19 protein-coding genes are annotated in these 26,539 nt (G+C 63.9%); 16 read left to right on the top strand and 3 right to left on the bottom strand.

Going from position 1 to position 26,539, the window contains the following annotated elements:
- Positions 1–93: 93 nt before the first annotated feature.
- The 7 genes from ACLLJI_RS11275 (at position 94) to ACLLJI_RS11245 (ending at position 10,590) form a co-directional block, all read left to right on the top strand.
- Positions 94–3,792 carry a DNA polymerase III subunit alpha gene (locus ACLLJI_RS11275; protein WP_434612324.1) on the top strand — a complete coding sequence of 1,233 codons (3,699 nt, stop codon included), beginning with the start codon at positions 94–96 and terminating at the stop codon, positions 3,790–3,792.
- A 176-nt stretch (positions 3,793–3,968) separates the two neighbouring features.
- Complete coding sequence (gene thrS / locus ACLLJI_RS11270) at positions 3,969–6,002, top strand: threonine--tRNA ligase (protein ID WP_434612322.1); 2,034 nt, start codon at positions 3,969–3,971, stop codon at positions 6,000–6,002.
- A gap of 71 nt (positions 6,003–6,073) precedes the next feature.
- On the top strand, positions 6,074–6,622 hold the full coding sequence (locus tag ACLLJI_RS11265; protein ID WP_434621459.1) for an HIT family protein: 549 nt from the start codon (positions 6,074–6,076) through the stop codon (positions 6,620–6,622).
- Positions 6,612–7,286 (top strand): phosphatidylinositol phosphate synthase, encoded by a 675-nt coding sequence (gene pgsA, locus ACLLJI_RS11260; RefSeq protein ID WP_434612320.1) that lies wholly within the window; start codon positions 6,612–6,614, stop codon positions 7,284–7,286. The genes ACLLJI_RS11265 and pgsA overlap by 11 nt, the downstream gene beginning before the upstream one ends.
- 223 nt (positions 7,287–7,509) lie before the next feature.
- Positions 7,510–8,424: a pyridoxal 5'-phosphate synthase lyase subunit PdxS gene (gene pdxS, locus ACLLJI_RS11255; RefSeq protein ID WP_434621456.1), complete on the top strand. Its 915-nt coding sequence runs from the start codon at positions 7,510–7,512 to the stop codon at positions 8,422–8,424.
- Between the two features lie 268 nt (positions 8,425–8,692).
- On the top strand, positions 8,693–9,946 hold the full coding sequence (locus ACLLJI_RS11250) for an FAD-dependent oxidoreductase (RefSeq protein ID WP_434612318.1): 1,254 nt from the start codon (positions 8,693–8,695) through the stop codon (positions 9,944–9,946).
- Between the two features lie 65 nt (positions 9,947–10,011).
- A complete protein-coding gene (locus ACLLJI_RS11245; protein ID WP_434612316.1) occupies positions 10,012–10,590 on the top strand; it encodes a DUF4262 domain-containing protein in 579 nt (192 codons plus the stop codon).
- Positions 10,591–10,658: 68 nt separating this feature from the next.
- On the opposite strand, the gene ACLLJI_RS11240 is transcribed toward ACLLJI_RS11245, so the two are convergent.
- Entirely contained in the window at positions 10,659–12,389 is a 1,731-nt protein-coding gene (locus ACLLJI_RS11240; protein WP_434612314.1) for an IS1634 family transposase, read from the bottom strand.
- 218 nt (positions 12,390–12,607) lie between these two features.
- Complete coding sequence (asnB, locus tag ACLLJI_RS11235; RefSeq protein WP_434612312.1) at positions 12,608–15,298, bottom strand: asparagine synthase (glutamine-hydrolyzing); 2,691 nt, start codon at positions 15,296–15,298, stop codon at positions 12,608–12,610.
- A 115-nt stretch (positions 15,299–15,413) separates the two neighbouring features.
- Between asnB and pdxT the strand changes: the two genes are divergently transcribed.
- The 9 genes from pdxT to ACLLJI_RS11190 all read left to right on the top strand — a co-directional run bounded on the left by pdxT (position 15,414) and on the right by ACLLJI_RS11190 (position 25,854).
- Entirely contained in the window at positions 15,414–16,178 is a 765-nt protein-coding gene (gene pdxT, locus ACLLJI_RS11230; protein WP_434612310.1) for a pyridoxal 5'-phosphate synthase glutaminase subunit PdxT, read from the top strand.
- Between the two features lie 3 nt (positions 16,179–16,181).
- Positions 16,182–16,937, top strand: a complete 756-nt coding sequence (locus ACLLJI_RS11225) for a YebC/PmpR family DNA-binding transcriptional regulator (RefSeq protein WP_283559332.1) — start codon at positions 16,182–16,184, stop codon at positions 16,935–16,937.
- Complete coding sequence (gene ruvC / locus ACLLJI_RS11220; protein WP_434621453.1) at positions 16,934–17,548, top strand: crossover junction endodeoxyribonuclease RuvC; 615 nt, start codon at positions 16,934–16,936, stop codon at positions 17,546–17,548. The genes ACLLJI_RS11225 and ruvC overlap by 4 nt, the downstream gene beginning before the upstream one ends.
- Before the next feature lie 103 nt (positions 17,549–17,651).
- Positions 17,652–18,302, top strand: a complete 651-nt coding sequence (gene ruvA / locus ACLLJI_RS11215; protein WP_283559333.1) for a Holliday junction branch migration protein RuvA — start codon at positions 17,652–17,654, stop codon at positions 18,300–18,302.
- Positions 18,303–18,426: 124 nt separating this feature from the next.
- A complete protein-coding gene (gene ruvB, locus ACLLJI_RS11210; protein ID WP_283559396.1) occupies positions 18,427–19,482 on the top strand; it encodes a Holliday junction branch migration DNA helicase RuvB in 1,056 nt (351 codons plus the stop codon).
- 294 nt (positions 19,483–19,776) lie between these two features.
- Positions 19,777–20,223: a preprotein translocase subunit YajC gene (gene yajC / locus ACLLJI_RS11205; protein ID WP_349361652.1), complete on the top strand. Its 447-nt coding sequence runs from the start codon at positions 19,777–19,779 to the stop codon at positions 20,221–20,223.
- Positions 20,224–20,337: 114 nt separating this feature from the next.
- On the top strand, positions 20,338–22,110 hold the full coding sequence (gene secD, locus ACLLJI_RS11200; protein WP_434612307.1) for a protein translocase subunit SecD: 1,773 nt from the start codon (positions 20,338–20,340) through the stop codon (positions 22,108–22,110).
- Positions 22,110–23,147 (top strand): protein translocase subunit SecF, encoded by a 1,038-nt coding sequence (secF, locus tag ACLLJI_RS11195; RefSeq protein WP_434612305.1) that lies wholly within the window; start codon positions 22,110–22,112, stop codon positions 23,145–23,147. The genes secD and secF overlap by 1 nt, the downstream gene beginning before the upstream one ends.
- A gap of 391 nt (positions 23,148–23,538) precedes the next feature.
- Positions 23,539–25,854 (top strand): RelA/SpoT family protein, encoded by a 2,316-nt coding sequence (locus tag ACLLJI_RS11190; protein WP_434621449.1) that lies wholly within the window; start codon positions 23,539–23,541, stop codon positions 25,852–25,854.
- Between the two features lie 17 nt (positions 25,855–25,871).
- On the opposite strand, the gene ACLLJI_RS11185 is transcribed toward ACLLJI_RS11190, so the two are convergent.
- Entirely contained in the window at positions 25,872–26,489 is a 618-nt protein-coding gene (locus ACLLJI_RS11185) for a hypothetical protein (RefSeq protein WP_434612303.1), read from the bottom strand.
- Positions 26,490–26,539 lie beyond the last annotated feature (50 nt).

Genomic DNA, 26,539 nt, shown 5'->3' with positions numbered 1-26,539 from the left:
CGCACCGCCCGCTTGGCCGAGCAACTGGTATGCAGCAGCTGATGACAAGGGCAGGACATCGACCGGTTCGGGAAACAACACTTTGGATTACTTATGAGCTTCACCCATCTGCACGTTTCCACCGCTTTCAGCGCCCATTACGGGGTTTCCTGGCCTGATGATCTGGTTCGGGCCGCCGCCGCTGACGGAGCGGGTGCTTTGGCCTGCACGGACCGGGACGGTCTCTACGGCACAGTAAAACACGTGAAAGCCTGCATGGAGGCGGGAATTGATCCGGTGGTGGGGGTGGACCTTGCGGTTCTGGAGGAGCTCAGCGACCAGTATGACCATCAGGCGGACAAGCAGTACGACGACGGCCAGTACGACGACGGCGCCCATCAGCGTGGACCGGCGAATGGGGGCGCCGGTCACAGCCGGGTTCAAAGCGGCTGGGTTCAAAACAGCCGGGTTCAAAACAGCCGGATTCAAAGCGGCAGGGTCGAAAGCGGCCGGGTGGTGGTTCTGGCCCATGGCGGGACCAGATCCGCGGGATACGGGGCTCTCTGCCGGCTGGTGTCGGATGCGCATGCCAATGCCGGTCCGCGGAGCCCGGTGGGAGTGACCCTGGCCCAGCTTGCCTCACGCTCCTTGGACCCGCAAACACTGGCACCTGTGCTGACGGTACTGGTGGGTCCGTCGTCGGATGTTGGCCGCGCCATGGGCGGGCGTAAGTATCTGATCCCGCGTCGGAAGTTTCAACGCTGGTATCAGCAGATGCCGGCGGGAACCATGGCCGCTGAAATCGTCACCCATTTGAGCGCCCCGGGTGAGGCCTTGAGTACGGCTCAGGCGGTGCGGATGCTCAAACTAGCGCAGGAATGCGGTGTCCCCGCTGTGCTGACCAACGCGGTGCGCTACTGCGAGAGGGACGGCGCTGCTACGGCCGATGTGCTGGACTCCGCCCGGGAATTGAGCCCACTGACGGTGTTATCCGGTGCTGAACGCCGGCTCCAGCCCAACGGGCAGGGGTGGCTGAAATCGGCAGGCCAGATGACGTCGCTGGGCAAGGAAATTATGCACGCAGCAGGCTACGGCGCGTCGGAGCTGGCACAGTTGCTGGCCAATACAGAACAACTGGCGGACCGCTGCCGGATGGATCCGGTTACGGATATGGGCTGGAAGCAGCCGGGGGTGCCGGAGGCCTCGGTGCTCGGTATCGAGCAGGAACCGCAGCTGGAACTAAAACAGCGCTGTGAGGCCGGCATCACGCGCCGGTTCCCGGGCATCACCGGCACGGCCGAACGCCGTGCGCGGGACAGGGTGGAGCAGGAACTGGGTGTGATTGCCATGCTGGGCTTCGCCTCCTACTTCCTGACGGTCGCTGAAGTGTCCCGGATGATCCTTGACATGGGGGTGCGGGCCGCGGCCCGAGGTTCCGGGGCCTCCAGCCTGGTGAATTATCTGCTGGATATCAGCCAGGTTGATCCGCTGCGGCATGATCTGATCTTTGAGCGCTTCCTCTCCGGGAAACGCTCCACCTTGCCGGATATCGATATCGATGTTGAAAGCGCCGAGCGGTACAACGTTTATCACAGGGTTTTTGAGCGGTTCGGCCCCGAACGGGTGACGTTGATGAGTATGCAGAACGGCTACCGCGCGCGGGGGGCGGTGCGCGATGCCGGGCTGGCGCTGGGGATGGATGAGGAGGAGATCGGCACCATTGCCAAACAGCTGTGGCGCTTTTCCGCACGTAATTTCCGCGAAGCTATGGCGGAAAAGCCTGAGCTTCGGGAGTTTGCCGAGCGGGTGGAAGGGCAACGGGCCGGAGCATTTGAACAAAGCCAGCAGCTGGATTTGCTGGTGGATCTGACCGAACGGTTGGACCGGCTGCCCCGGCATATTTCCATGCATCCCTGCGGGGTGATTCTGGGGAACAGTTCGTTGCTGGACCGTACGCCGGTGCAGCCCAGCGGGCTGGGATTGGCGATGAGCCAGTTCGACAAGCACGACATGGACCCGATGGGCATGCTTAAGCTGGATATTCTGGGGGTGCGGATGCAAAGCGCCATGGCCTATGCGATCCGGGAGGTGATCCGGATCCATCCGTCCAAGGCCGAGGTGACAGTGGCCGGAAACCATCCACAGGATGAGCAGGGCAGCGGCCCGGATTATATCTGCGCCAACGGACGCATCGATCTTAATGCCGTGCCGCTGGACGATGAACACACCTTTGAACTGATCCGCAGCACCCATACCCTGGGCTGCTTCCAGATTGAATCCCCGGGACAGCGGGAACTGATCGGCAAGATGGCGCCGCGGGAATTCAATGACTTGATCATTGATATTTCGCTGTTCCGGCCGGGGCCGATGAAGTCCAATATGGTCAAGCCGTATCTGGAAAATCGTCACGGTTTTGCGCCGGAGGTCTACCCGCATCCGCTTCTGAAGCCTGCGCTGGCCGAAACCCATGGGGTCACTGTCTTCCACGAACAGGTGCTGAAGACTTTCGATGTCATGACCGGCTGCGGCCTGGCCCAAGCGGATGAGTACCGCCGGAGTCTGGGTAATGAGCCCGGCGAGTCCCAGGTGGAGGACGCTTTCCGCAGAGAGGCACGAGGGAGGGGTTTCTCCCTTGATGTCATCGACCAGGTCTGGGAAACGTTGAAGGCCTTCGGTAGTTTCGGATTCTGCAAGGCCCACGGTGCCGCTTTTGCAGTGCCCACGTATCAGTCGGCGTGGCTGAAAGCCCATCATCCGGAGGCCTTCCTGGCGGGTCTCTGGGAACACGATCCGGGGATGTATCCGCGCCGGCTGCTGGTCGCGGAGGCGCGCAGAATGGGTATCCCGATTCTGCCGCTGGACATTAACCGGAGCTCGGGGGAGTACCGGGTGGAGTGGGTCGAAGCGCCGGTGGAGACCGGGGCTTTTCCAATCCGGCGGCCGGAAGACCGGACGGGGCAACGGAAGCTGGGCATTCGGATGAGCCTGGCGGGGGTGTACGGGCTTTCCGCCGCCGAGCTTAAACGTATTGTGGCCCACCAGCCCTATGCCTCCTTGGCGGATCTGCGGACGCAGGCCCGGGTGAGCCGTCCGACGATGCAACGGCTCGCTCAGTTGGGGGCATTTGACGCGCTGCACCGGAAAGCCAAGGAAGAGACGGGGTCAACGGCCAGCCGGGCGGATCTGGTTGCCCATCTGCAGAGCCTGCCCACCCGCAGCAAACGGTCGGAACCGATCGAGGGGCAGCTGCAGCTGCCGTTCGGCGATCTGGAGCTCTATAATCTCAAGGATGAGCTGCCGGAGCCAAGCACGGTGGAGAAGATCCGCACGGAGCTTGATCTGCTGGCTTTGGATGTCAGTGGTCATCTGATCTCCAGCTACCGCCCGCTGCTGGCGTCCCTGGGGGTGACGACGGCGGATAAACTGTTGGGGATGCGCAACAATTCGGAGGTGCTGGTCGCGGGCATCCGGGTGGCGACCCAGACCCCACCGATGCGCGGCGGCCGCCGGGTGGTTTTCATCAGCATCGACGACGGCACCGGCTGCGTGGATGCGACGTTCTTCCACGAGGCGCAGGAAAAGTCGGGCCCGCTGCTGTTCGGCACGAGGATGCTGCTGATCCGGGGGCTGACCCGCCGCACGGGGCCGCGGGGGATCAGCCTGCAGGCGCTGGAGGCTTGGGATCTGAGCCGCGTGGAGACTCTCCCACTTCCAAAGGCACAACCCACGGGCGGACACAGCCGCGATCCCGCACCGGAGGACCCCTTGCGGGGGACACGCCGGACCCTGGCCGTCACCGGTCTGGGTGGATAAAGTACCGGGCGGATAGGGTACTGGGCGGATATAGGACCGTGACCGGCCGAACCGCGTGCACCGCAGTTGCGGTGTGTTGGTCGGCGTGGGAAGTTCCCAGTACCATCGGAAGTGGCTCACAGCACCCCTCGTATGTTGCTTAGACGGAGCCACTCAACCGAATTTAGGAGCCAGCAGTGCCAGTGGATACGCAGATCACCCTTAACGTCGACGGCGAAGCGACCACGGTGACGGCGGGCACCACGGGTGCCGAGCTCTTTTTCGAGCGGCGCGAGGTCGTCGTGATGCGCGTGAACGGTGAGCTGCAGGATCTGGACCAGCCGCTTGCGGCCGGCGACGCCGTCGAGCCTGTGACTATTGATTCCCCGGAAGGACTCGACGTGCTCCGGCACTCGACCGCCCATGTGATGGCCCAGGCCGTTCAGCAGCTGCGTCCGCATGCCAAGCTCGGGATCGGGCCATACATCACCGATGGTTTTTACTTTGATTTTGACGTTGAAGAGCCCTTTACTCCTGAAGATCTGAAGCAGCTGGAAAAGATGATGCAGAAGATCATCAACAGCAACCAGAAGTTCGTCCGCCGCGTCGTCACCGAGAACGAGGCCCGCGAGGCGATGAAAGACGAGCCATACAAGCTGGAGCTAATCGGCATCAAGGGCTCCCAAGGGGATGATGCAGCCGCGGCTGGAGCCTCCGTCGACGACGGCTCCAACATTGAGGTGGGCGGTGCGGAGCTGTCCATCTACGACAATGTGGAGCGCAAAGAGGGCGCCACCGTCTGGTGCGATCTGTGCCGCGGCCCGCACCTGCCCAACACCAAGCTGATCTCCAACGCCTTCGCCCTCACCCGCAGCGCCGCGGCCTACTGGCGCGGCAACCAGAACAACAAGCAGCTGCAGCGCATTTACGGCACGGCCTGGCCCACCAAGGATGCGCTGAAGGCGTACCAGGAGCGGATGGCCGAGGCGGAGCGCCGCGACCACCGCAAACTGGGCATCGAGCTTGACCTGTTCTCTTTCCCGGACGAGCTGGGCTCCGGCCTGCCGGTGTTCCACCCCAAGGGCGGCATTATCCGCAAGGCCATGGAGGATTACTCCCGCCAGCGGCATGTGGAGGCGGGCTATGACTTCGTCTACACCCCGCACATCACCAAGGGCCATCTGTATGAGGTCTCCGGGCACTTGGACTGGTACAAGGACGGCATGTTCCCGCCCATGCATGTGGACGCCGAGCTTAACGACGACGGCACGGTCCGCAAACCGGGTGTGGATTACTACCTGAAGCCGATGAACTGCCCGATGCACAGCCTGATCTTCCGTTCGCGCGGGCGCTCCTACCGCGAACTGCCGCTGCGGCTTTTCGAGTTCGGTGCCGTTTACCGCTATGAAAAGTCAGGCGTGATCCACGGTTTGACCCGGGTGCGCGGGATGACCCAAGACGACGCCCACCTCTACTGCACTCGCGGGCAGATGAAGGATGAGCTGACCAAAACGCTGAACTTCGTGCTGGGTCTGCTCAAGGACTACGGCCTGAACGATTTCTACCTGGAACTGTCGACCAAGGATCCGGAAAAGTCCGTCGGCTCCGATGAAGTCTGGGAGGAGGCTACCGCGACGTTGGCTGAAGTGGCCGAAGCTTCCGGCCTGGACCTGGTGCCGGATCCGGGCGGAGCCGCGTTCTACGGTCCCAAGATCTCCGTCCAGGCCAAGGATGCCATCGGCCGCACGTGGCAGATGTCCACGATTCAGCTGGACTTCAACACACCTGAGCGCTTCGAGCTTGAGTACCAGGCCGCGGACGGCACCCGCCAGCGCCCGGTGATGATCCACCGCGCCCTGTTCGGTTCGATTGAGCGCTTCATGGCGGTGCTGACCGAACACTACGCCGGCGCATTCCCCGCGTGGCTTTCACCCGTACAGGTGGTGGCCATTCCCGTGGCCGAGGCGTTCAACGAGTATATGTTCGACGTCGTGGACAAGCTCAAGGCGCAGGGAATCCGCGCCGAAGTGGATGTCTCCTCGGACCGGTTCCCGAAAAAAATCCGCACGGCCAGCAAAGACAAGGTCCCGTTTGTGCTGATTGCGGGCGGCGATGATGTCGATGCCTCGGCGGTGTCCTTCCGTTTCCGGGACGGCAGCCAGGACAATGGTGTTCCGGTTGATGAGGCCGTGACCCGTATCGTCGAGGCAGTCCGGAACCGGACAGCGTAACGGATCGGCGGATTGCTGTGAGCAACGCATCGGACGACGCCGGACCGTCCGGAACCGGACAGGCTGGAACTGTGCGGGCAGGAACCGTGCACGACAATTTTGAGCTTCCCGGGGTCCCCGACGCATTCCAGCGCCTGTGGACCCCACACCGGCTGGCCTATATCCAGGGCGGTCAGGACCAGTTCAAAAACGACGAGTGCCCGTTTTGCGTGGCCCCATCGCGTTCCGATGAGGAGTCCCTGATCGTGCACCGGGGTGAAAGCGTCTACGTGGTGCTGAACCTTTTTCCGTACAATCCCGGCCACCTGCTGGTCTGTCCATACCGGCATATCCCGGACTATACGGACCTCACGGTGGAGGAAACGGCGGAGTTCGCGGCTCTCACTCAGCGTGGCATGCGGGTGCTGCGCAAGGTCTCCAACCCCTCCGGATTCAACCTTGGCATGAACCAGGGCGTCACGGGCGGGGCCGGGATTTCTGCCCACCTGCATCAGCACGTGGTGCCGCGCTGGGGCGGTGACGGCAATTTTTTGCCGATCATTGCCCAGACCAAAGCCATTACCCAGACCCTCGGGGATGTCCGGAGCCAGGTTGCAGAGGCGTGGAACGATGCTCAATAAGTACGCCCGGGCGCTCTTTGCCGCCATCTTCAGCCCAGTGGCCAATTTCCTGGTGCGCTGCCGTGTCTCCCCTGATGCGGTGACCATTGCCGGGACGCTGGGTGTCGCCGCCGGCGCGCTGATCTGGTATCCGTTGGGACAGCTGTTCTGGGGAACCGTGGTCATTACGGTCTTTGTTTTCTCGGACATTATCGACGGTCTGATGGCCCGGGCCTTGGGCCGGTCGGGGCGCTGGGGTGCGTTTCTGGATTCCACGCTGGACCGGGTGGGCGACGGCGCCGTCTTTGCGGGCATCATCGTCTGGTTTTACACCGGCGGCAACAATCACGTGATTGCGGTCATGGCCCTGGTCTGTCTTGTGCTCGGAAGCATCGTCTCGTATGCCAAAGCGCGGGCCGAAGGACTGGGTATGACGGCCAACGTCGGCATTGCCGAGCGTTCGGACCGTCTGGTCTCCGTGCTGGTGGCCACGGGGCTGGTAGGCCTGGGCATCAGCGAAGTTCTGCTGCTGATCGTGCTGATCCTGCTGGCCGCGGCCAGTTTGGTTACGATCTTCCAGCGAATCATGACCGTCCGCCGGCAGGCTTTCAGGCTCGACGGCGGCACTGATAGTGCCGGTGCGGGTGCGGTACGGAGACCCAAATCCGCACGGCAAAAGCGCTGATCCCGCGGCCCCGTCCGGGCGCCCCCGTCCCGTCCGGCGGCACAACAGCCCGGAAGACACCCGGCAGCCATCCGTAATCCGCTGCGTGTCTCAACGTGCCTGGCCCGAATTAAGTCCTGCCGGGCCGTAGGACTACGATTGACCTGTCTAGTGATGCCTTACGCAAGAGGCTCTCATCTACTTTCCCATAGGGGTTTTTGTGTCTACACCTGAGGTAACGCCCGTGTCCGGTCCCGTCAGCGGCGGCGCAACAGTGAACGTGACCGGCAGTAGCCGGGTCAAGCGCGGTATGGCCGAGATGCTCAAGGGCGGCGTCATCATGGACGTCATCAACGTCGAACAGGCCCGCATCGCCGAGGATGCCGGCGCGGTTGCTGTCATGGCGCTGGAGCGTGTTCCCGCCGATATCCGCGCCCAAGGCGGCGTCTCGCGGATGAGTGACCCGGACATGATCGACAAGATCATTGAAGCCGTCTCGGTTCCCGTGATGGCGAAGGCGCGCATAGGTCACTTCGTTGAGGCGCAGGTGCTGCAGTCCCTGGGGGTGGACTATATCGACGAGTCGGAAGTTCTGACGCCGGCGGACTATACCCACCACATTGACAAGTGGAACTTCACGGTTCCCTTCGTCTGTGGGGCCACCAACCTTGGTGAGGCCTTGCGCCGCATCAACGAAGGGGCGGCAATGATCCGTTCCAAGGGTGAGGCGGGCACGGGGGACGTATCCAATGCCACCACCCACATGCGCCAGATCCGCGCCGAAATCCGCCGGCTGTCCACGCTCGCGGAGGATGAACTCTACGTCGCCGCCAAGGAACTCCAGGCTCCGTATGAATTGGTGAAGGAAATTGCGCAGACCGGGAAGCTGCCGGTGGTGCTCTTTACGGCCGGCGGCATCGCCACTCCGTCCGACGCTGCGATGATGATGCAGCTGGGAGCCGACGGCGTCTTCGTCGGCTCGGGCATCTTCAAATCCGGCAATCCCGCGGAGCGTGCTGCCGCCGTTGTAAAGGCGACCACGTTCTATGACGACGCTGATGTCATCGCTAAGGTCTCGCGGGGGCTGGGCGAGGCCATGGTCGGTATCAACGTGGACGAAATTCCCGAGCCGCATCGTCTGGCCACGCGCGGCTGGTAACCATGAGAACGGGTCCGTCACCATCCGGTGGCGGACCCGTTCTATCCCGCGTCGCGACCAGCCGGCATCGACGGCAGGGAACGGGATTATGCCGGCAGCCGAGACCCGGTCGTAACGGACGCGGTTGTAGCGGCGGTAGTAACGGACGCGGTTGTAGCGGCGGTAGTAACGGACGCGGTTGTAGCGGCGGTAGTAACGGACGCGGTTGTAGCGGCGGTAGTAACGGACGCGGTTGTATCGGGCCGGTGCGGAGTCCATGATAGGCACCATGGACCCGGAGACTGATGTGTGCATCGTTGGCGGCGGACCGGCAGGCATGATGCTCGGCCTCCTGCTGGCGCGCCAGGGCGTGGATGTCACCGTGCTGGAGAAGCACGCGGACTTTCTGCGCGATTTCCGTGGCGACACGGTGCATCCGTCCACCTTGGACGTGCTGGATCAACTGGGCCTGGCGGAGGCGGCAGCGGAGGTTCCACACCGCGATGTCGCGGAGCTGCGCACAACTTTTGCCGACGGCACGTATCGGGTGGCCGATTTTTCCCGGCTGCACGCGGCTCATGGTTACATCCGCTTTATGCCGCAGTCGGATTTCCTGGCGGTATTGGCAGGTGCCGCCGTGAAGCTGCCTGGCTTCCGGCTGCTGCGCAGTCATGAAGCGGTCGGTCTGCTGGAACGAAACGGGGTTATCCGCGGTGTTCGGGTGGAGGGGCCGGACGGCATCATGGACGTGACGGCGAAACTGACAGTGGCCGCCGACGGGCGGAACTCGGTCCTGCGCCGGCGCGCGGGTCTGCAGCCGCGGGAGTTTGGGGCGCCCATGGATGTACTGTGGTTCCGCCTCAGCCGCAGAGCGGGGGCGGCCGAGGGGCTGGATATGCATTTTGGCCCGGGCCGCGTACTTCTGGCCATCGACCGTGGCGAGTACTGGCAGGTCGCGTATGTAATCCCCAAAGGCGGCGACGAACGGGTGCGTGCGGCAGGCATCGAAGTGCTGCGGGAATCCGTAGCGGATCTGGTCCCGTCGCTGGCAAACGCCGTGGCCGAAGTGCGCGATTTCGGTGATGTCAGCACGCTGACCGTGCGGCTGGACAGGCTACGACGCTGGTCCGTACCAGGACTGTTGTTCATCGGGGACGCAGCGCATGCCATGTCCCCGATCGGCGGCGTCGGCATTAATCTGGCCATCCAGGACGCTGTCTGTGCCGCCCGCATACTGGCCGGCCCGCTGCACCTCGGGACCCCGGACAGCCGGACGCTCGCCTCGATCCACAGGCGTCGTTGGTTCCCGACCGCCGGAACACAGCTGCTGCAGCGGACGGCACAGCGCTTCCTGGTACTGCCAATGCTGGGCAGCACAGAGCCGGTGAATGCGCCCCGAATGCTGCGGCTGCTCGGTCGGCTACCCATGCTGCAGGTCCTGCCGGCGAGAATCATCGGCATCGGGCTGCGTCCCGAACGGTTGGGCCCCGGGCGGCGGGGCTTCGGGCGCCCGTGGCGTCGCCATCTCACCCGGAGGGGCTGACCGGCAGGCCGGTTCCGCTTCATCAGGCAGGCTGCTTCAAAGCTGCGCCAGCTCTTCCGCCGATCATGTCTTCCACCGGTTGGAACTGGCCGCCGAAACTGTCGGTGCTCCTCGCGATGATGAACGTACGGATTTGTTCCACGAAGGAGGACATGATGTGTGACATGTGCAAGGGCGCCACCGCCGAAGAAGCCAATGAGAAGTTCCGCCGGATGCTTGACCGGTACGGAGTTGCCATTCAGGGTGTAGAGGGGGATTCCGCCAACACGGCCTTCGTCTACACCGTGGGGCTCACGGCCCTTCAGGGGCATCCGGAGCTGCTGATGAGCGGCCGCCCGCTGCAGGATATGGCGCGGCTGCTCAATGAACTGGCCGACATGGTACGTTTCGGCGGCCGCCGGCTCGAGGCCGGCATGCTGGTAGCGCTGCAGGGCCGGTCGGTTCAGCTGCTCGACATTCCACGGGCCAGCACCGTGTTGCTGACGGCGGACACGTACTACGGCGAAGGGGTCCGGGCGCTTCAGGCCATTTGGGCGGACGACGACGGTCACTTGCCTTGGGAGCAGCGCGTTCCGGACACGCTCACGCAACCGATGTACTGCATGAACGCCGCCGCGTTTAGCCCGAAGTTACGTGGGTGGTGACGTGGGAAATCCCCGCCGTCCTTGACTTCCGGCGGGGATTTCGTGGTTTTGGGGTTTCTTCCTTCTGTCTACTTCAGGTTCAGCGGGAGGGTTTGGCCGATGAGTTCGAAGGCACGGCGCTGGATGGGTGTGGGCGCCGCGAGCGTCGGGACTGCGGGCATCGTGGTGTCGGTGCCGTAACGGATGTTGTTGCGGGTCAGGGTGGCGAGGTGTTCGAGCAGGGCCCGGAAACTGTAGGCGGGGGCCCCGTCGGCGGTGGTCCGCCGGCTGGCTTTGGTCTGCGCGGCGGTGGAGCGTTGTGCGGGGGCGACGGGGTCGGCCGGTTCGGGGCGGTGTTCGTCGGTGAAGGTCAGCGGCGCCCACGCTTTGCGGAGGTGCCAGGTGAGGTAGGCGGCGAGCATGCAGATGAACACGTGCGCCCGGACCCGGGTTTCGGTGTGGTGGTGGATCGGGCGCAGGGCCAGGTCGATGGCCTTGATGGAGCGGAAGTCACGTTCGACGTTGGCCAGGGACTTATACGTTGCCACGACTTTGGCGGCGTCCATCTGCTTGTCGGGGATGGTGGTGCGGATGATGTAGATCCCGTCCAGGGCCGCCTCGGCGGCGATGTTCTCCTCGTTGCGGGCGTAGGTGAAGGAGGTATCGGTGATGTCGAGTTTGTAGTGCTTTTCCATGTTGTATTTCCCGACGACTTTCCCGGCGCGGATCCCGATGCGCCCGGCGTCCTTGAGCCTGCCCGCTTCGGTGGCGGCGGTGATTTTGGCCAGTTCCTTATCGGTCGCGGCGAGCAGGTCGCCGCGTTTGCGTGAGCGTTCGGCCGCGAGGGCGGGGTCGCGGCAGGCGATCAGCCGTTCGCCGGGATAGTCCGGGTGGCTGATCTCGGCCAGGTTCGTTTCATCGAACAGGGACATCTGCAGGGGCCCGTCGTCGGCGGCCGGCGCCTGGATCGCCGGGGCCCGCAGCGCGGTGACCCAGCCGAGGCCGCCGAGTTCCTTCAGCGCCTCGATGCGGGCACTGGTGATCATGCCGCGGTCCCCGACCATGACCATCTCCTGGAGTCCATACCGGGTTTTGAGGTCCTTCGCGAGGGCCTCGAAAGCGGTCGGGTCCGCCGTGTTCCCCGGCACGACCCGGACGGAGACGGGACGGCCTTCCGGGTCGGTGAGCAGGCCGTATTCGATCTGCGGCAGTCCCTTCTTCCCGTCCCGGGAGTAGCCCCGTGCGGCCAGCGGGCAGTGGTGCCCGGTGACCCAGGAGGAGGACAGGTCGAACAGGGCCAGCCGGTCCGGGTTCGCCCCCGGGGACAGGTGTTTTTTGGCCAGGGCCTTTTCGATGCTCTCCTGCCGGGTCTCGAGCCAGTCCATCGCGGCGTAGACCTCGTCGGTGCCGGCTGCGGTGAGGCCGAGGTCCACGGCCAGGGTGGTGTCGGCCCACCATCGTGTGGTGGCCAGTTTCGAGCCGGGCCGGCAGACCCGGGCGATCACCAAAGCCAGGGCCAGGTCCCGCTGCGGGCAGGCGGGCCCGAGCAGGGCCGGCAACCCGAGGGCCTTCGCCTGCGCGGTGACCGCGGCGACGTGCCCGTGCGGGCGGGAGCGCAGGATCGTGGCCGCGGCATCGGCCGGGACCAGGTGCTGGCCCTTGAGTCCGGCCTCGATCAGGTCTACGACGTGGTCGGGCAGGGCCGAGAGGTTCGCCACCGTCTCGTTGCGGACCTTCCCGCCCTCCCGGAAGCTGCGGCGCAGATAAGCCGAACGGTAATCGCGTTCCAGGCCGTGCTTGTCAGTGTGGGACTTCCTCACTCTGACTACGTGAACCGGCTTCTCCTGCTGACTCATACCAACAAACTACACCCGTGTGTGGTCAGCACCGGTAACGACACGCCAAATATTCTGTCTACAGTTATTGGCCGAAAATGGACCTTCCGCCAGGAAACTCAAGGAATCAGAGCGAAAGGTCCACGTAACTTCGGTTTAGCCGGACCGGCCGTGGCAGCGCCTGACAGGCCAACCGCCGTTTCCTATTGGCGCCTGAACACCATGGACATGGGCGTGGTCTCCGTCGTCTGGCCCTGCGGATTATCCCGGAAGATACCTTCCACGACGGTCTGCGCCAATCCGGTGTCGTGTCCCAGCGCGACCACACCGAGGTCATTGGCGTCCATGATGGCCGTTCCGGCGAATGTGGCGGCGAATTCCTTGGGCACGCGCCCACGGACCAGCGCGCTCAGCCGGGCGGCAACACCTTCGGGATCCAACGGCGCGTACTTGACGGAGTGAGTCGAGGTGCCGACCTGGTAGCCGGCAGCTCCGTCAATGGCGTTGATGTTGTGGCCCACGACCTCGTAGAAGACTCCCGATTTGCCCTGCAGCTTGCCGACAACGCTGCGCCCGGCAGCGTACAGCAGCCGGGAAAGCCCGACCTCGTCGATGGCGAGCTGCATGGACCAGGGGCTGGCCAGCCCGATGCCGCCCGGATTGCGGGTCACAAAGCGGCTCAGTATCCGGGCGGCGGGGGTGACCTTGATGTCCCAGACCGGAATGGACCGTCCCTGCGTCATGGCAACGATCTTCTCGCTGACGAAGAGGTACCACGGGGTTCCGGACGTGGCGGCCTGATGCTCGTCGCCTGCCTCCGGAAGTCCGGCGAAAAAGCGCTCCACATAGCCCATAACGGCCGGGTCGAAGTCGGTGTCCTTGTAGAACACTTCGGTGCGCAGCGGGTAACGGCGGTAAGTGCCGCCACCTGTTTCCTTGCCATCAGAGGCGACCGTAATGTCCAGCTGCTTGTCGGCGTTCGGAACGTAGTCGCTCTTGTCTGCGATGCCAGCCTTGACTTCCGGCTCGTCGAAAAATTCACGCAGCCAGAGCTCGGTGTTAAGCAGCCGCCAGAAGACCATGGTAGAGGCGCTGCTCTTGCCGGTCAGGTACTCCTCAAAGGCGTAAAGGACGGCGTTCTGGTCCCAGTACGGCCGGTTCCCGAAGGACGAGGACAGGAAGATTTCGTAGATTCTTTCCTTCATCAGGATGAACCATTCCGCTTCCGGTGTGGTGAACCCGATCTTGTTGCGGCGGTTGCTGATCATTTCCGGAAGCAGGTCCCGGGTGGCGTCGCGCAGGATCCGCTTGTTCCAGCCGCCCTTGATGATCGATTCATCATCGAGGCTGAAGAGGAATTTCACCACTTCCTTATCCAGGAAGGGAACGCGGCCCTCGAGGGAGAAACGCATCGTGTTCTTGTCCTCATAGCGCAGCACGGCTGGCAGTGACTTGTGGAACAGATCGTCGATCAGCCGCAGTTTGAGGTTGTCGGCAATATTGGAGAACTTCTCGCCCTTGTGCGCGGCGGTGAAATCCTTCTTCAGCAGCGACGAGATGGCCAGCGGCTTTTTGGCCGTTAGCATGCCGCGCACCCGGAAACGTCCCAGCCGGAAGAGAATGTCGGCGCTGGAGGCCATCTCCTTGGCCAGCTTGGCCCGCTGGCCGTTCTTTTTCAGCTGTCGAAGGTAGGCGAAATAGTACGGGATGTAGCCGGCCATCATTTCGTCGGCGCCCTGACCGTCCAGCAGCACCGTGACGTGCTTGGAGGCCTCCTGCATGACCCGGTATTGCGCGTAGGGCCCGGACGAGATGATTGGCTCCTCCATGGTGCGGATGAAGTCGTCCAGGTCCTTGGCGAATTCCTCCGCTTTGGGCAGGAGCTTATGGCTGGTGACATTGCCCGTGCAGGTGGCAAGAACGGCGTCGGCGTACTTTTCCTCGTCATTGATCGAGTTCGGGAAGATCGCCGAGAACGTCTGCTGGGTGGCGCCGAGGGAGTCGGTGGCCGCCGCTTTCTCCTGCATGAGTTTGTTGATCGTCACGACGACGGCGGACGAGTCCAGTCCGCCGGAAAGGGCCGTGCCCACGGGGACTTCGGACTGCAGGCGCAGACGAACACCCTCGGTGAAACGGCTGCGGTATTCGGCTATGACGTCCTGGCTGTACGGGGTGCCGATCCTGGCCAGCTCGGCGAGCTCTTCCTTGAACCGCGTGTAGGGGCTGACGGTGAAGCCCGCCGGGGCGCCGGCGCTGGTATCGACCACGAGTTTTTCGCCGGGCATGAGCTTGTACACGCCGTCGAAGAACGTCTGGGCTTCCTCATCGTGGATGCGGAACTGCAGGTACCGGTAGAGAATCCGCTCGTTGGGGGCGGTTTCCAGTCTGCCCGTTGCCAGCAGGGGCTTGATTTCCGAGCCGAAGAGCAGCTTCGGGTCCTCGGCGGTGCCGGCATTGGCGTAATAAAGCGGCTTGATACCGAAGTGGTCGCGGGCCAGGACCAGCCGGTTGTTCTTCCTGTCGTGGATGGCAAAGCCGAACATGCCGTTGAAGCGGTCGAAGGCGTCGTCGCCCCACTCCTCGTAGGCCTGCAGCACCACCTCGGTGTCCGATACGGTGTTGAAGGTCCGGCCCAACGCCTCGAGTTCGGCCCGCAGATCCAGATAGTTGTAGACCTCGCCGTTATAGACCAGGACGGTCTGACCGTCCTGGCTGATCATGGGCTCCTGGCCATGAGCGACGTCGATGATGGACAGCCGTCGGTGAGCCAGGCCCACCTCTCCGTTGGTGTAGTACCCCTCGCCGTCGGGGCCCCGGTGCACAATGCACGCATTCATCTCCCGCAGGAGAGCTTCATCTTCCCCAAAACCGTAGTAACCGGCGATTCCGCACATACTGCCAACCTCATCTTTAGTACGTCAGTCCTCGGTCAATGCTACTGGGTTGGCGCCGCCGGATTGGCCCGAGTGCCCTCTCGGACCCTAGGGTGAGGGGGCCCACTATGATGACTTGGTGAGCATTCCCAGACCTTCCAACCATCCGCTGACCGTCGGCATTCTGGCCCTGCAGGGGGACGTCCGCGAGCACGCCCGGGCCATAGAGGCCTCCGGTGCGCGCGCGGTGAGCGTCCGCCGCCCGGCCGAGCTGGCCGCCGTCGACGCCCTGATTCTGCCCGGCGGTGAGTCGACAACAATCGACAAGCTGACCCGAATCTTTTCCCTGGCCGAACCGCTGAAGGAGCGCATTGCCGCCGGTTTGCCCGTCTACGGCAGCTGCGCCGGGATGATCCTGCTGGCCAACGAAATCGCGGATCCCGCCACGGACCGTGACGGCAACCCGCAGCAGACGCTCGGCGGGATGGACATCACCGTTCGGCGCAACGCCTTCGGGCGCCAGCGTGACTCCTTCGAGACGGACCTGGATTTTTCCGCGCTCACCGGCTCCGCTGCGACGGGGCACGGCGCGGCCGTGGTGCATGCGGTTTTTATCCGGGCCCCCTGGGTGGAACGCGTGGGCGATTCCGTGGAGGTGTTGGCGACTGTGCAGTTCCCGCCCGCCCCGAAATTGTCCATGCCGGGCTTAACGGGAGCGGAATTACGGGCAGCTGGCCGCCCGGCGCACCCTCAAAACGACCGGACGGCTAGAATCGAAGGTACGAGCCGAGCAGTGGCGGTGCGGTCCGGGAATTTGCTCGCCACCTCCTTTCATCCGGAGGTCACGGGGGAGCGGCGCATCCACGAGCTGTTTATCCGCATGATTAGAGGAGAAGCGTAAAGCATGTCAGGGCACTCCAAATGGGCAACCACCAAGCACAAAAAAGCTGTCATTGACGGCCGGCGTGCGAAGTCCTTTGCCAAGCTGATCAAGAACATTGAAGTCGCCGCCCGCATCGGCGGCGCCGATATGGTGGGCAACCCATCCCTGGAACTCGCCGTCTCCAAGGCCAAAAAGACATCGGTGCCGGCGGACAATATCGATCGCGCGATAAAGCGCGGCTCCGGCCAGCTCGGCGACGCGGTGGATTACCAGACCATCATGTACGAAGGGTATGGTCCGCAGGGTACCGCGATTTTGATTGAATGTCTGACGGACAATAAGAACCGCGCAGCCTCCGAGGTGCGGCTGGTGGTGGGACGCAACGGGGGGAACATGGGCGATCCCGGGTCCGTGGCCTATATGTTCGCCCGTAAAGGCGTCGTGTCGCTGGCCAAGAAGGAGCTGTCCGAAGACGACGTTCTGATGGCGGTCCTCGACGCGGGAGCGGAAGAGGTCAAGGATGACGGCGAGAATTTCGAGGTCATCTCCGAACCCCAGGATCTGCCCGCGATCCGAGCCGCGCTGGCCGAGGCCGGCATCGAGTACGACTCCGACGAGGCCGGTTTTGTACCGTCCATGCAGGTGGAACTTGATGTGGAGCACGCCCGCAAGTTCATGAAGCTCTACGACGCGTTGGAGGATCTGGATGACGTCCAGAACATTTACTCCAATGCGGACGTCAGCGCCGAGGTCATGGCCCAGCTGGACGAGGACTGACGCTGCGTGTTTTGGGTGTGGACCCCGGCCTGACGCGCTGCGGGCTTGGCGTGGTCGACGTGGAGCCGAACCGGCGGGCCACTCTGGTGGCCTTCGGCGTGGTGGGCAGCACCCCCGATAAGGGCCTCGACGCACGGCTGCTGGTGGTTGCTGACTCCATCGAGCGCTGGCTGAATGAATACAGTCCGGATGTGCTCGCCGTGGAACGGGTGTTTTCGCAGCTCAATGTCAGTACCGTGATGGGGGTTGCGCAAGCCTCCGGCGTGGTGATCGCTGCCGCCGCACGCCGGGGTATTCCGGTGGCTCTGCACACTCCGTCGGAGGTGAAGGCCGCCGTGACCGGCAGCGGCCGTGCGGACAAAGCGGCGGTCACCACGATGGTGACAAAGATCCTGCGCCTCGACGCGCCGCCCACTCCTGCCGACGCGGCGGACGCCTTAGCGCTGGCCATCACGCATGCCTGGCGGATGGGCACCCTGTCGGTTTCAGCGGCTGACCCGGTTCTCCCGGGCACTTCCCCGTCAGGGGCGACGGCGGCGCAGAGGCTATGGCGGGAAGCCGAAGCCAAGGCGAAACGGAACAAGGAAAAGTCGGGCCACAGCTGGCGTTGAGCGTGGCACTCCCGCAATGTCCGTCTGGTTCGCTACGCTGTTCGTAGATATGTTCTACATGCTGTCGGTTCAATCCGGACGGCCCTATACAAGAGGTAACCCCATGATCAGCTTTGTTCGCGGACCCGTGGCGCAGGTCGGTCTGTCGTCGGTGGTGATCGATGTGAACGGGATCGGCATGCTGGTCCATGCCACACCCAAAACCCTGGGTGCGCTCCGGACCGGCCAGGAGGCAACCCTGACCACGTCCATGATCGTCCGCGAGGATTCGATGACCCTATACGGTTTCGACAACAGCGGCGAGCGGGAGGTCTTCGACGTCCTGCTCAGCGTCAGCGGGATCGGTCCGCGGCTGGCCCTGGCGGTCCTGGCCGTGCATGAACCCGAAACCATCCGTGTCGCGGTCGCCGGTGGCGACGGCAAAACGTTCACCAAGGTTCCCGGCATCGGCCCGAAGGTCGCCGGCCGAATAGTGCTCGAACTGACCGGAAAACTGCATCCGGAGGGAACCGGCACCGGATCTGCGGCGGGCGCCGTTGCGGTTCGCGCCGCCTGGAAACCGCAGGTCATTGCGGCCATGACCGGGCTGGGCTGGTCCGAGAAGGACGCCGCGGCGAGCATCGACAGGGCCACGGCGGACGATCCGGCCCTGCTGGAGAGCGCGAATGTCGCGGCCATTCTGCGGGCCACGCTGCGCTGGCTCGGCCAGGACAGTTCCCGGGGGTCTGCCGGCGGAGTGCGGGCCCGTGGCTGAGCAGATCCCGGGAAAAATCAAGGGGAAGGCTACGGCGGGGAAGACCAGCACGGGGAAGGCCGCCACGGGGAAGACCCCACCAGTGAGCCCTGCCGATGCGGCGCGGCTGGTCGTTTCCCCGGAGGTGGTAGGGCCGGCGGGCGGCGAGCCGGAGGAGCGTGCCATCGAGTCGGCCCTGCGTCCGAAGAATCTGCATGATTTTGTCGGTCAGCAACGGGTCCGCAAACAGCTCTCGCTGGTGTTGGAAGCCTCCCGGATCCGCGGCCGCAGTGCCGATCATGTGCTGATGTCCGGCCCTCCCGGTCTGGGAAAAACCACCTTGGCGATGATCATCGCGGCGGAAATGAATGCCCCGCTGCGGATCAGCTCAGGACCGGCGATCCAGCACGCCGGCGATCTGGCGGCCATTCTGTCCTCGCTCTCCGAGGGCGAAGTGCTGTTTCTGGATGAGATTCACCGGATGTCACGGCCCGCAGAGGAAATGCTGTATATGGCCATGGAAGATTTCCGGGTCGATATCGTGGTCGGGAAGGGGGCCGGGGCCACCGCTATCCCGCTGGAACTACCCTCCTTCACTCTCGTCGGCGCCACCACGAGGGCGGGCCTGCTGCCGGGCCCGCTGCGGGATAGGTTCGGGTTCACCGGACACCTGGAGTTCTACTCGGTGGCGGAGTTGGAGCTCGTCCTGCGACGCTCGGCCGGACTGCTGGATCTGTCGCTGACGAGTGCCGGATTTGCCGAAATTGCCGGCCGCTCCAGAGGGACCCCGCGCATTGCCAACCGGCTGCTGCGGCGCGTGCGTGACTGGGCCCTGGTCCACGCCGTGGCGAGCATCGATGCCCGGACCGCGTCCGCCGCATTGGACATGTATGAGGTCGATGCGCGTGGGCTGGACCGGCTTGACCGCGCCGTGCTGCATGCTCTGATCACCAAATTCAATGGCGGTCCGGTGGGCCTCTCCACGCTGGCCATCGCCGTGGGCGAAGAACCCGAGACCGTCGAAACGGTCGCCGAGCCGTTCCTTGTGCGGGAGGGCCTGCTTGGCCGGACTCCACGGGGCCGGATCGCGATGGCGGCGGCCTGGGAGCATTTGGGGCTGCAGATGCCCCCGGATGCATCGGGCACCGCACCCTTTCCCATCATCGTGCCCGGGGATGGCCTGCCCGGCGACTTTCCCTGACGATCGTGCCCGTCCCCAGTGCCTGGCGTCACCGCATGGCCGCAGTGCTGTCCGACGGCGACCGGTCGCGGTGCCTGCCGACGGCGACCGGTCGCGGTGCCTGCCGACGGCGACCGGGCGCGGTGCCTGCCAACAACGCCGCCTAAGCCGGTGCCCGGCAGCGGATTGCCGCGAACTGAGGGCCGAATTGGGTGCAACGCGTTCGCTCGGCGAAAATCAGCTTAGACTGGTATGACGTCCGGCACGTTGTAAGCAGCCCCGGAACCCATTGACATAAAGGAACGGACCCCAGCTGTGTTCTCAAGCATTCTGGCCGCCGGCGAAACCCAAGCCGGCGGCTTTGACCCCATGACACTGATCCTCTTCGCGCTCTTCGCCGTCGTCATTTTGATGATGTTCCGCCGGCAGAAAAAGGCCAAAGCGGCGCAACAGCAGCAACAGGCCAAGCTGGCCACTGGTGTTTCGGTGATGACCAACTTTGGCCTGTTCGGAACCGTCCTGGCGATCGACGACGCCGAAAACAAGGTGGTCCTTGAACTGTCGCCGGGGAACACCGCAACGGTGCACCGCCAGACGATCACCAAAATCACCGCACCGGATGAGACTCACCAGGGCGTCCCCGACGACGCATCCTCGTTGACCGGTTTCTCCGGCCCCACCGGCCACGGTGAAGTTCCCGTCAACGAGAGCCCCGATGAGACGATCCTGCGGTTGAATAAAGACAACAACAAAGACAACTAGTCTCATCCAGGCGAGGAGTTCCCACCGGAACTTCGCCGCGACTGCCGCTCCCGCCCCTCCGGCTGGAGCGGCCCCGTTGCGTCGGGAGCGTATGACGAAGAGAAAGATCCACTGATGGCACGTACTGGCCCCACTTCAACGGCCCGCAGGACCCTGCTGTGGCTTGGGATTATTTTTATTGCACTGGCTATGCTGCTTGGCAGCGGGGCCATCTGGGGATCGGCGAGCTGGGCTCCCAAGCTGGCCCTTGATCTTGAGGGCGGCACGCAGATGATTCTGACGCCCAAGGTGCAGGGCGGCCAGTCCATCACCGACGAGCAGCTGAACCAGGCCGTGTCCATCATCCGCCAGCGCGTGGACGGATCCGGTGTGTCGGAATCCGAAATCAGCACCCAATCGGGGCGCAACGTGATCGTCAGCATGCCGGGCACGCCAACGGCGGAAACTCGTGAGCTGATTAAGGCCTCGGCGGATATGTCCTTCCGCCCGGTGATCACCGCCGGGCCCGGCGCGGCAACCACACCGGACAAGATGCTCCCTGATGCCCAGCTGCCCGTGCCGAAGGCGGCGCCGACGAACGCCAGCGATGAAAACTGGATCGATGCGGCGCTGTACAAGACATTTGAGACCACCAGCTGCGTGCCACCGGTGACCGAGGTGCCGACGAACACCGATCCGGCCAAGCCCGTTGTGTCGTGCGAGCTGGATTCCGGCACCAAGTACATCCTGGGCCCGGTCGAGGTCCCCGGCAAGGACATCAGCGACGCCACCTATGGGCTGCAGCAGGGCGCACAGGGCGCCACCACCAACCAGTGGTCCGTCAACCTGAAGTTCAACGGCGAGGGCGCCACGAAGTTCAGGGAAGTGACTTCCCGGCTCAACGGCTTCCTGCAGGCGAACCCGCAGGATCCGCGGGCCCAGTTTGCTATTGTCCTGGACGGGCGCGTCATTTCTGCCCCCGTTTCGCAGGCCGTCATCGCCGACGGGAACTCCTCCATCACCGGTAACTTCACCGAAGCGTCGTCGAAGTCCCTGGCGGATAAGCTCAAATTCGGTGCCCTGCCGATCAGCTTCGACATCCAAAGCGAGGAGCAGATCTCCGCGACCCTCGGTGGGCAACAGCTGGAAATGGGCCTGCTGGCGGGCGTGATCGGCCTGCTGCTGGTCGTCGTCTATTCGCTGTTCCAGTACCGGGCACTGGGCTTCGTGACCATCTTCTCGCTGGTCGTTGCTGGTGCACTGACGTATCTCGCCATTGCCATCCTCGGCTGGACACAGAACTACCGGTTGTCCCTTGCCGGTGTGGCAGGTCTGATCGTGGCCATCGGTCAGACGGCGGACTCGTTCATCGTGTACTTCGAGCGAATCCGTGACGAGCTTCGTGACGGGCGCGGTCTGGTCGCGGCGGTGGAAAACGGCTGGCGGCGTGCCAAGCGCACCGTGTTGGCGTCTAAAGCAGTGAACCTGCTGGCCGCCGTCGTACTGTACTTCGTCGCCGTCGGCAACGTCCGCGGCTTTGCCTTCACCCTCGGGCTGACGGCTATCGCCGACCTGATCGTGGTCTTCATGTTCACGCACCCGACCCTGCAGCTGCTGGCCCGAACCCGGTTCTTCGGCGAAGGCCATCACTTCTCCGGCCTTGATCCGAAGCGGCTGGGGGCCGTTCCGCTGTACCGCGGAGCGGGACGTTTCCGTGATCCGGTGCAGATTTCGCTCGGCGCCAGGGGTGCTGCGAAAGGGAAAAACTCCGGCGCGCAGGCCGAGGCCGAGCGCCGCCAGACCATCGCAGAGCGGCGGCTGGCTGCACGACAGGAACAAATGGCCGGCAGCAGGGGTGCCGGATCGGCGTCCGCAGGGTCGCAGGACGCAGCCAAGGAGAACAAATAATGACCAGTTTCGCCACCTTCGGCAACGAACTCTACACGGGCAAACGCTCCTACAACTTCGTCAGCAAACGCAAGATCTGGTTCACCATCGCAGCGGTGGCCGTGATCGTCTCGATCCTGATCCCGATCGTGCGGGGCGGCTTCAACCTGGGCATTGACTTCCGCGGGGGATCGGAGTTCACCGTCTCGGATGTCAAGGACACCAATTCCGGCATCGGTGAACGAGCGGTCACGGAGATTGTTCCCGGGGCGGTGCCGCGGGTGGCCAACATTGCCGGTAACACGATGCGCATCCAGACGGACAAGCTCAGCGACGACGAGACCCTCAAGGTCAAGGCCGCGCTGATCAAGGACTATGGTGTCCAGGAAGACCATGTGACCTCGACTTTCATCGGCCCCACCTGGGGAGCGGACGTCACGAGGCAGGCGCTGCTGGGGCTGGTGGCGTTCGTGCTGCTGGCGACGCTGCTGATGGCCTTCTATTTCCGCACCTGGCGTATGTCAGTGGCGGCCATCGTGGGTCTGTTGGTGGTCATGATCACCACGGCGGGACTATACGCGGCCAGCGATTTCGAGGTCACGCCGTCGGCCATCATCGGATTTCTGACCATCTTGAGCTACTCGCTCTACGATACGGTGGTGGTCTTTGACAAGATCAGGGAGAACACCGCGGATGTGGAGAGGTCGACCCGGCGGACGTTTGCCGAGGAGGTTAACCTGGCGGTGAATCAGACGCTGGTTCGTTCAATCAACACGATGATGGTGGCGGTTCTGCCGGTGGCTTCGGTGCTCTTCATCGGCGCCTACCTGCTCGGGGCGGGCACACTGCGGGATCTGTCCCTTGCGTTGTTCATTGGGATCATCGTCAGTACGTTCTCGACGATCTTCATTGCCGCGCCGATGTACGCGTGGCTGCGGATGCGCGAACCCGTTTTGGTCAAGCAGGCCAGACGCGTCTCGCAGCGGAGGGCGGCCGAAAAGGCAACCGACGACGCTCCCGGTGGCACGGCCGGTGGCACGGCCGAGGTCAGCGTATAGACGGAAGGTCTGACGCTGCCGGCGGCCGACCGGGGACTTTCCGGGCCGGGTGACGCGGGTATGGCGGCCGGCGCTTCGGCGCCGGCCGGTGGACTTTAACAGCACGGGCCGCGGGACCTTACCGGCGCACGCGGGACCTTACCGGCGCACGCGGGACCTTACCGGCGCACCCCGGCGCACGACCTTTCCGAGACCACGGGGCGGCCATTGCCTCTGCGCTTGAGGCCAGCCGCGTCACCGGTTTGGCGCGCCAATATGCGGGCTTAGACTAGAGGAATTCCATCTGTGGATGAAATGACGACGACTAGCTAAGGACACAGCAGTGGACGAGCAGGGCGCCCCGACCGGCAAGGTTGCGGAACCGACTCCTCCCGGCCCTCGGCAGCCGGGAGTGACGCCCGGGGATCTGGCGGTCCGGCAGACCGGTCAGAGCCCGGCTGAACTGCGCCCGACATTCCCCGGTCGCCGTGAACGCACCCGGGCGCGTCTGGCCCGGCTGACCGGGCGGGGTTCCAGCGGATACTCACCGATTCTGGAGCCGTTGCTGCGCACCGTGCGGGCGAATAATCCTAAAGAGGATTTCGATCTGATCCAGCAGGCGTTCGTGGTCGCCGAGCGCAGCCATCAGGGGCAGAAGCGCAAGAGCGGGGACCCGTACATCACGCACCCGGTGGCCGTGGCCACCATTCTGGGTGAACTCGGTATGACCGGCAGCACCTTGGCTGCCGCGCTGCTGCACGACACGGTCGAGGACACGCCGTATACGCTCGAACAGCTCCGGGCCGAATTCGGTGACGAGGTGGCGATGCTGGTGGACGGGGTCACCAAGCTGGACAAGGTCACGTTCGGCGAATCCGCGCAGGCCGAAACCGTCCGCAAAATGGTGGTGGCGATGGCCAAGGACATCCGGGTACTGGTGATCAAGCTGGCGGACCGGCTGCACAATGCGCGCACCTGGCGGTTCGTTTCCGCCGAGTCCTCCAGCAGGAAGGCGCGCGAGACGCTGGAGATCTTTGCCCCGCTGGCGCACCGTCTCGGAATGAACACCATCAAATGGGAACTTGAAGACCTTTCCTTCGCGGCGCTGTACCCGAAGGTTTACGACGAGATCGTACGGATGGTGGGGGACCGCACCCCGGAGCGGGAGAAGAGCCTGGCCGTCATCCGTAACCAGATTACCGAGGACCTGCGGGCGGCGAAGATCCGTGCAACGATTACCGGCCGGCCCAAGCATTACTATTCGATCTACCAGAAAATGATTGTCCGCGACAAGGACTTTGACGACATCAATGACCTGATGGGCGTGCGGATTCTGGTCGATTCGGTCAAGGACTGCTACGCAGCGCTCGGTCAGATGCATTCGCGCTGGAACCCGCTCCCGGGCAGGTTCAAGGATTACATTGCGATGCCGAAGTTCAATATGTATCAGTCCCTGCACACCACCGTCATCGGTCCGGACGGCAAACCGGTGGAAATCCAGATCCGGACGATTGAAATGCATCAGCGGGCGGAATACGGTGTTGCCGCGCACTGGAAGTACAAGACCGACCCTAAGGCAGGCCCCGCCGCGAATATGGGCGGGGACGACATGAACTGGCTGCGCATGCTGGTGGATTGGCAGCAGGAAACCCGGGATCCGGGCGAGTTCCTGGATTCGCTCCGGTTCGAGATGAACGCCCGCGAGGTTTTCGTGTTCACGCCCAAGGGCGAAGTCATGGCCTTGCCGGCCGGTTCGACGCCGGTGGACTTTGCTTACGCCGTCCACACCGAGGTGGGTCACCGCACCATCGGCGCCCGCGTCAACGGCAAACTTGTGCCGTTGAACAGCGAGCTCAATCACGGCGACTGGGTGGAGATCTTCACCTCCAAGGCAGAAGGTGCCGGGCCGAGTCAGGACTGGCAGAACTTCGTCAAGAGCCCGCGGGCGCGCAACAAGATCCGCCAGTGGTTCAGCAAGGAACGCCGCGAGGAGGCCATCGAGAAGGGTAAGGAGCTGCTGACGCGCGCAATGCGCAAGCAGAACCTTCCATTGCAGCGTCTGATGACGCACGATGCCTTGCTCGCCGTGGCACAGGATTTCCGTTATGTGGACATCACGGGACTGTACGCCGCGGTAGGCGACGGACACAGTTCTGCCCAGTCCGTCGTCGAAAAGCTCGTCGATTCCCTGGGCGGTCATGATGTGGCCGAGGACGAGGTCGCGGAGATCGCCGCTCCGGGCGTTCCGAGCCGACCCCGCTATTCGGATTCCGGCGTCATCGTGCATGGAGTGGGCGATGTGCTGGTCAAGCTGGCCCGGTGCTGTACGCCCGTGCCCCCGGACACCATCATGGGTTTTGTCACGAAGGGTTCGGGCATCTCCGTGCACCGCTCGGACTGCCGGAATCTGCAGAATCTGAAGAACGAACCCGAACGGCTGGTGGATGTCGAATGGGCACCCACCCAATCAAGCGTTTTTCTCGTGGAGATCCAGGTGGAGGCGCTGGACCGGAAGAGCCTGCTCTCCGATGTCACCCGGATACTGTCGGAGAACCACGTCAATATTCTTGCTGCCAGCGTCCACACCTCCAGTGACAGGGTGGCCATGTCCCGCTTCGCTTTCGAAATGGGCGATCCGAAGTACCTGCACCATGTACTCAGCGCAGTCCGGCGCATTGACGGTGTCTTTGACGTCTACCGCACCACCGGATCCCAACGCCGGGTCTGACCCGCCCCGAGCGGGGGCTAGTCACCGTCTCTGTCCCCGAATCTCAGCAGCAGCCGGATCCGTTCCAGTGCGGTGTGTTTGTGTGGCACCCGGCCGCGGGCTTCGAGCGCCTGCCGGACCAATCCGAGGGGGCAGTTCAGCAACGGATCCGCGGCCATCGCGCGCAGGGCCTGCAGCGCGTCGTCGGTCTGTACCTGGAGTGCCAGGTCGACGGCCGTCCGCAACGGTGTCGTCACCGGCATGGTTCCAATGGTTGCAACGTCGAACCTGCTCAGCTTCGCCTCGTGCAGGATGCAGCCGGTGCCAGCGGGTAGCGCCCCGGCCCTGTGCCCCTTGTCCACGAGCAGGGACACGGCGAACGGCGGCCGGGAGCAGCCGTAGACCCAGGCAGCACTCAGGCGGCAGGCCACGCCGCGTCCGGTCAGGTGCGCCGGCGTCAAGAGGGCCAGAGCCTGCCCGCGGAGTTCGGGGCCGATGTCTGTCCCGGACAGCACGTAAGCGTCCCCGAAAACCGGCTCCAGCACACCGTCCAGGCTCATGGCCTGAAGCTCGGTGTGGCTGAAACTCCGGCCGGGGGACAGCACCGCGCCGTACGCCGCTGGCGTCCAGGCTGGATTCGTCGCTGCTGTAGGCATCTGTCCAGTGTGACGTCCGGCTGCAGAGAGTGAAAGGCCCCCGCGGGAAG

Source organism: Arthrobacter sp. A5, from assembly GCF_051131705.1.
Taxonomy (GTDB): Bacteria; Actinomycetota; Actinomycetes; order Actinomycetales; family Micrococcaceae; genus Arthrobacter_M.
The sequence above is the reverse complement of the archived record's forward strand: the minus strand, read 5'-3'. Positions and strand labels throughout refer to the sequence as shown.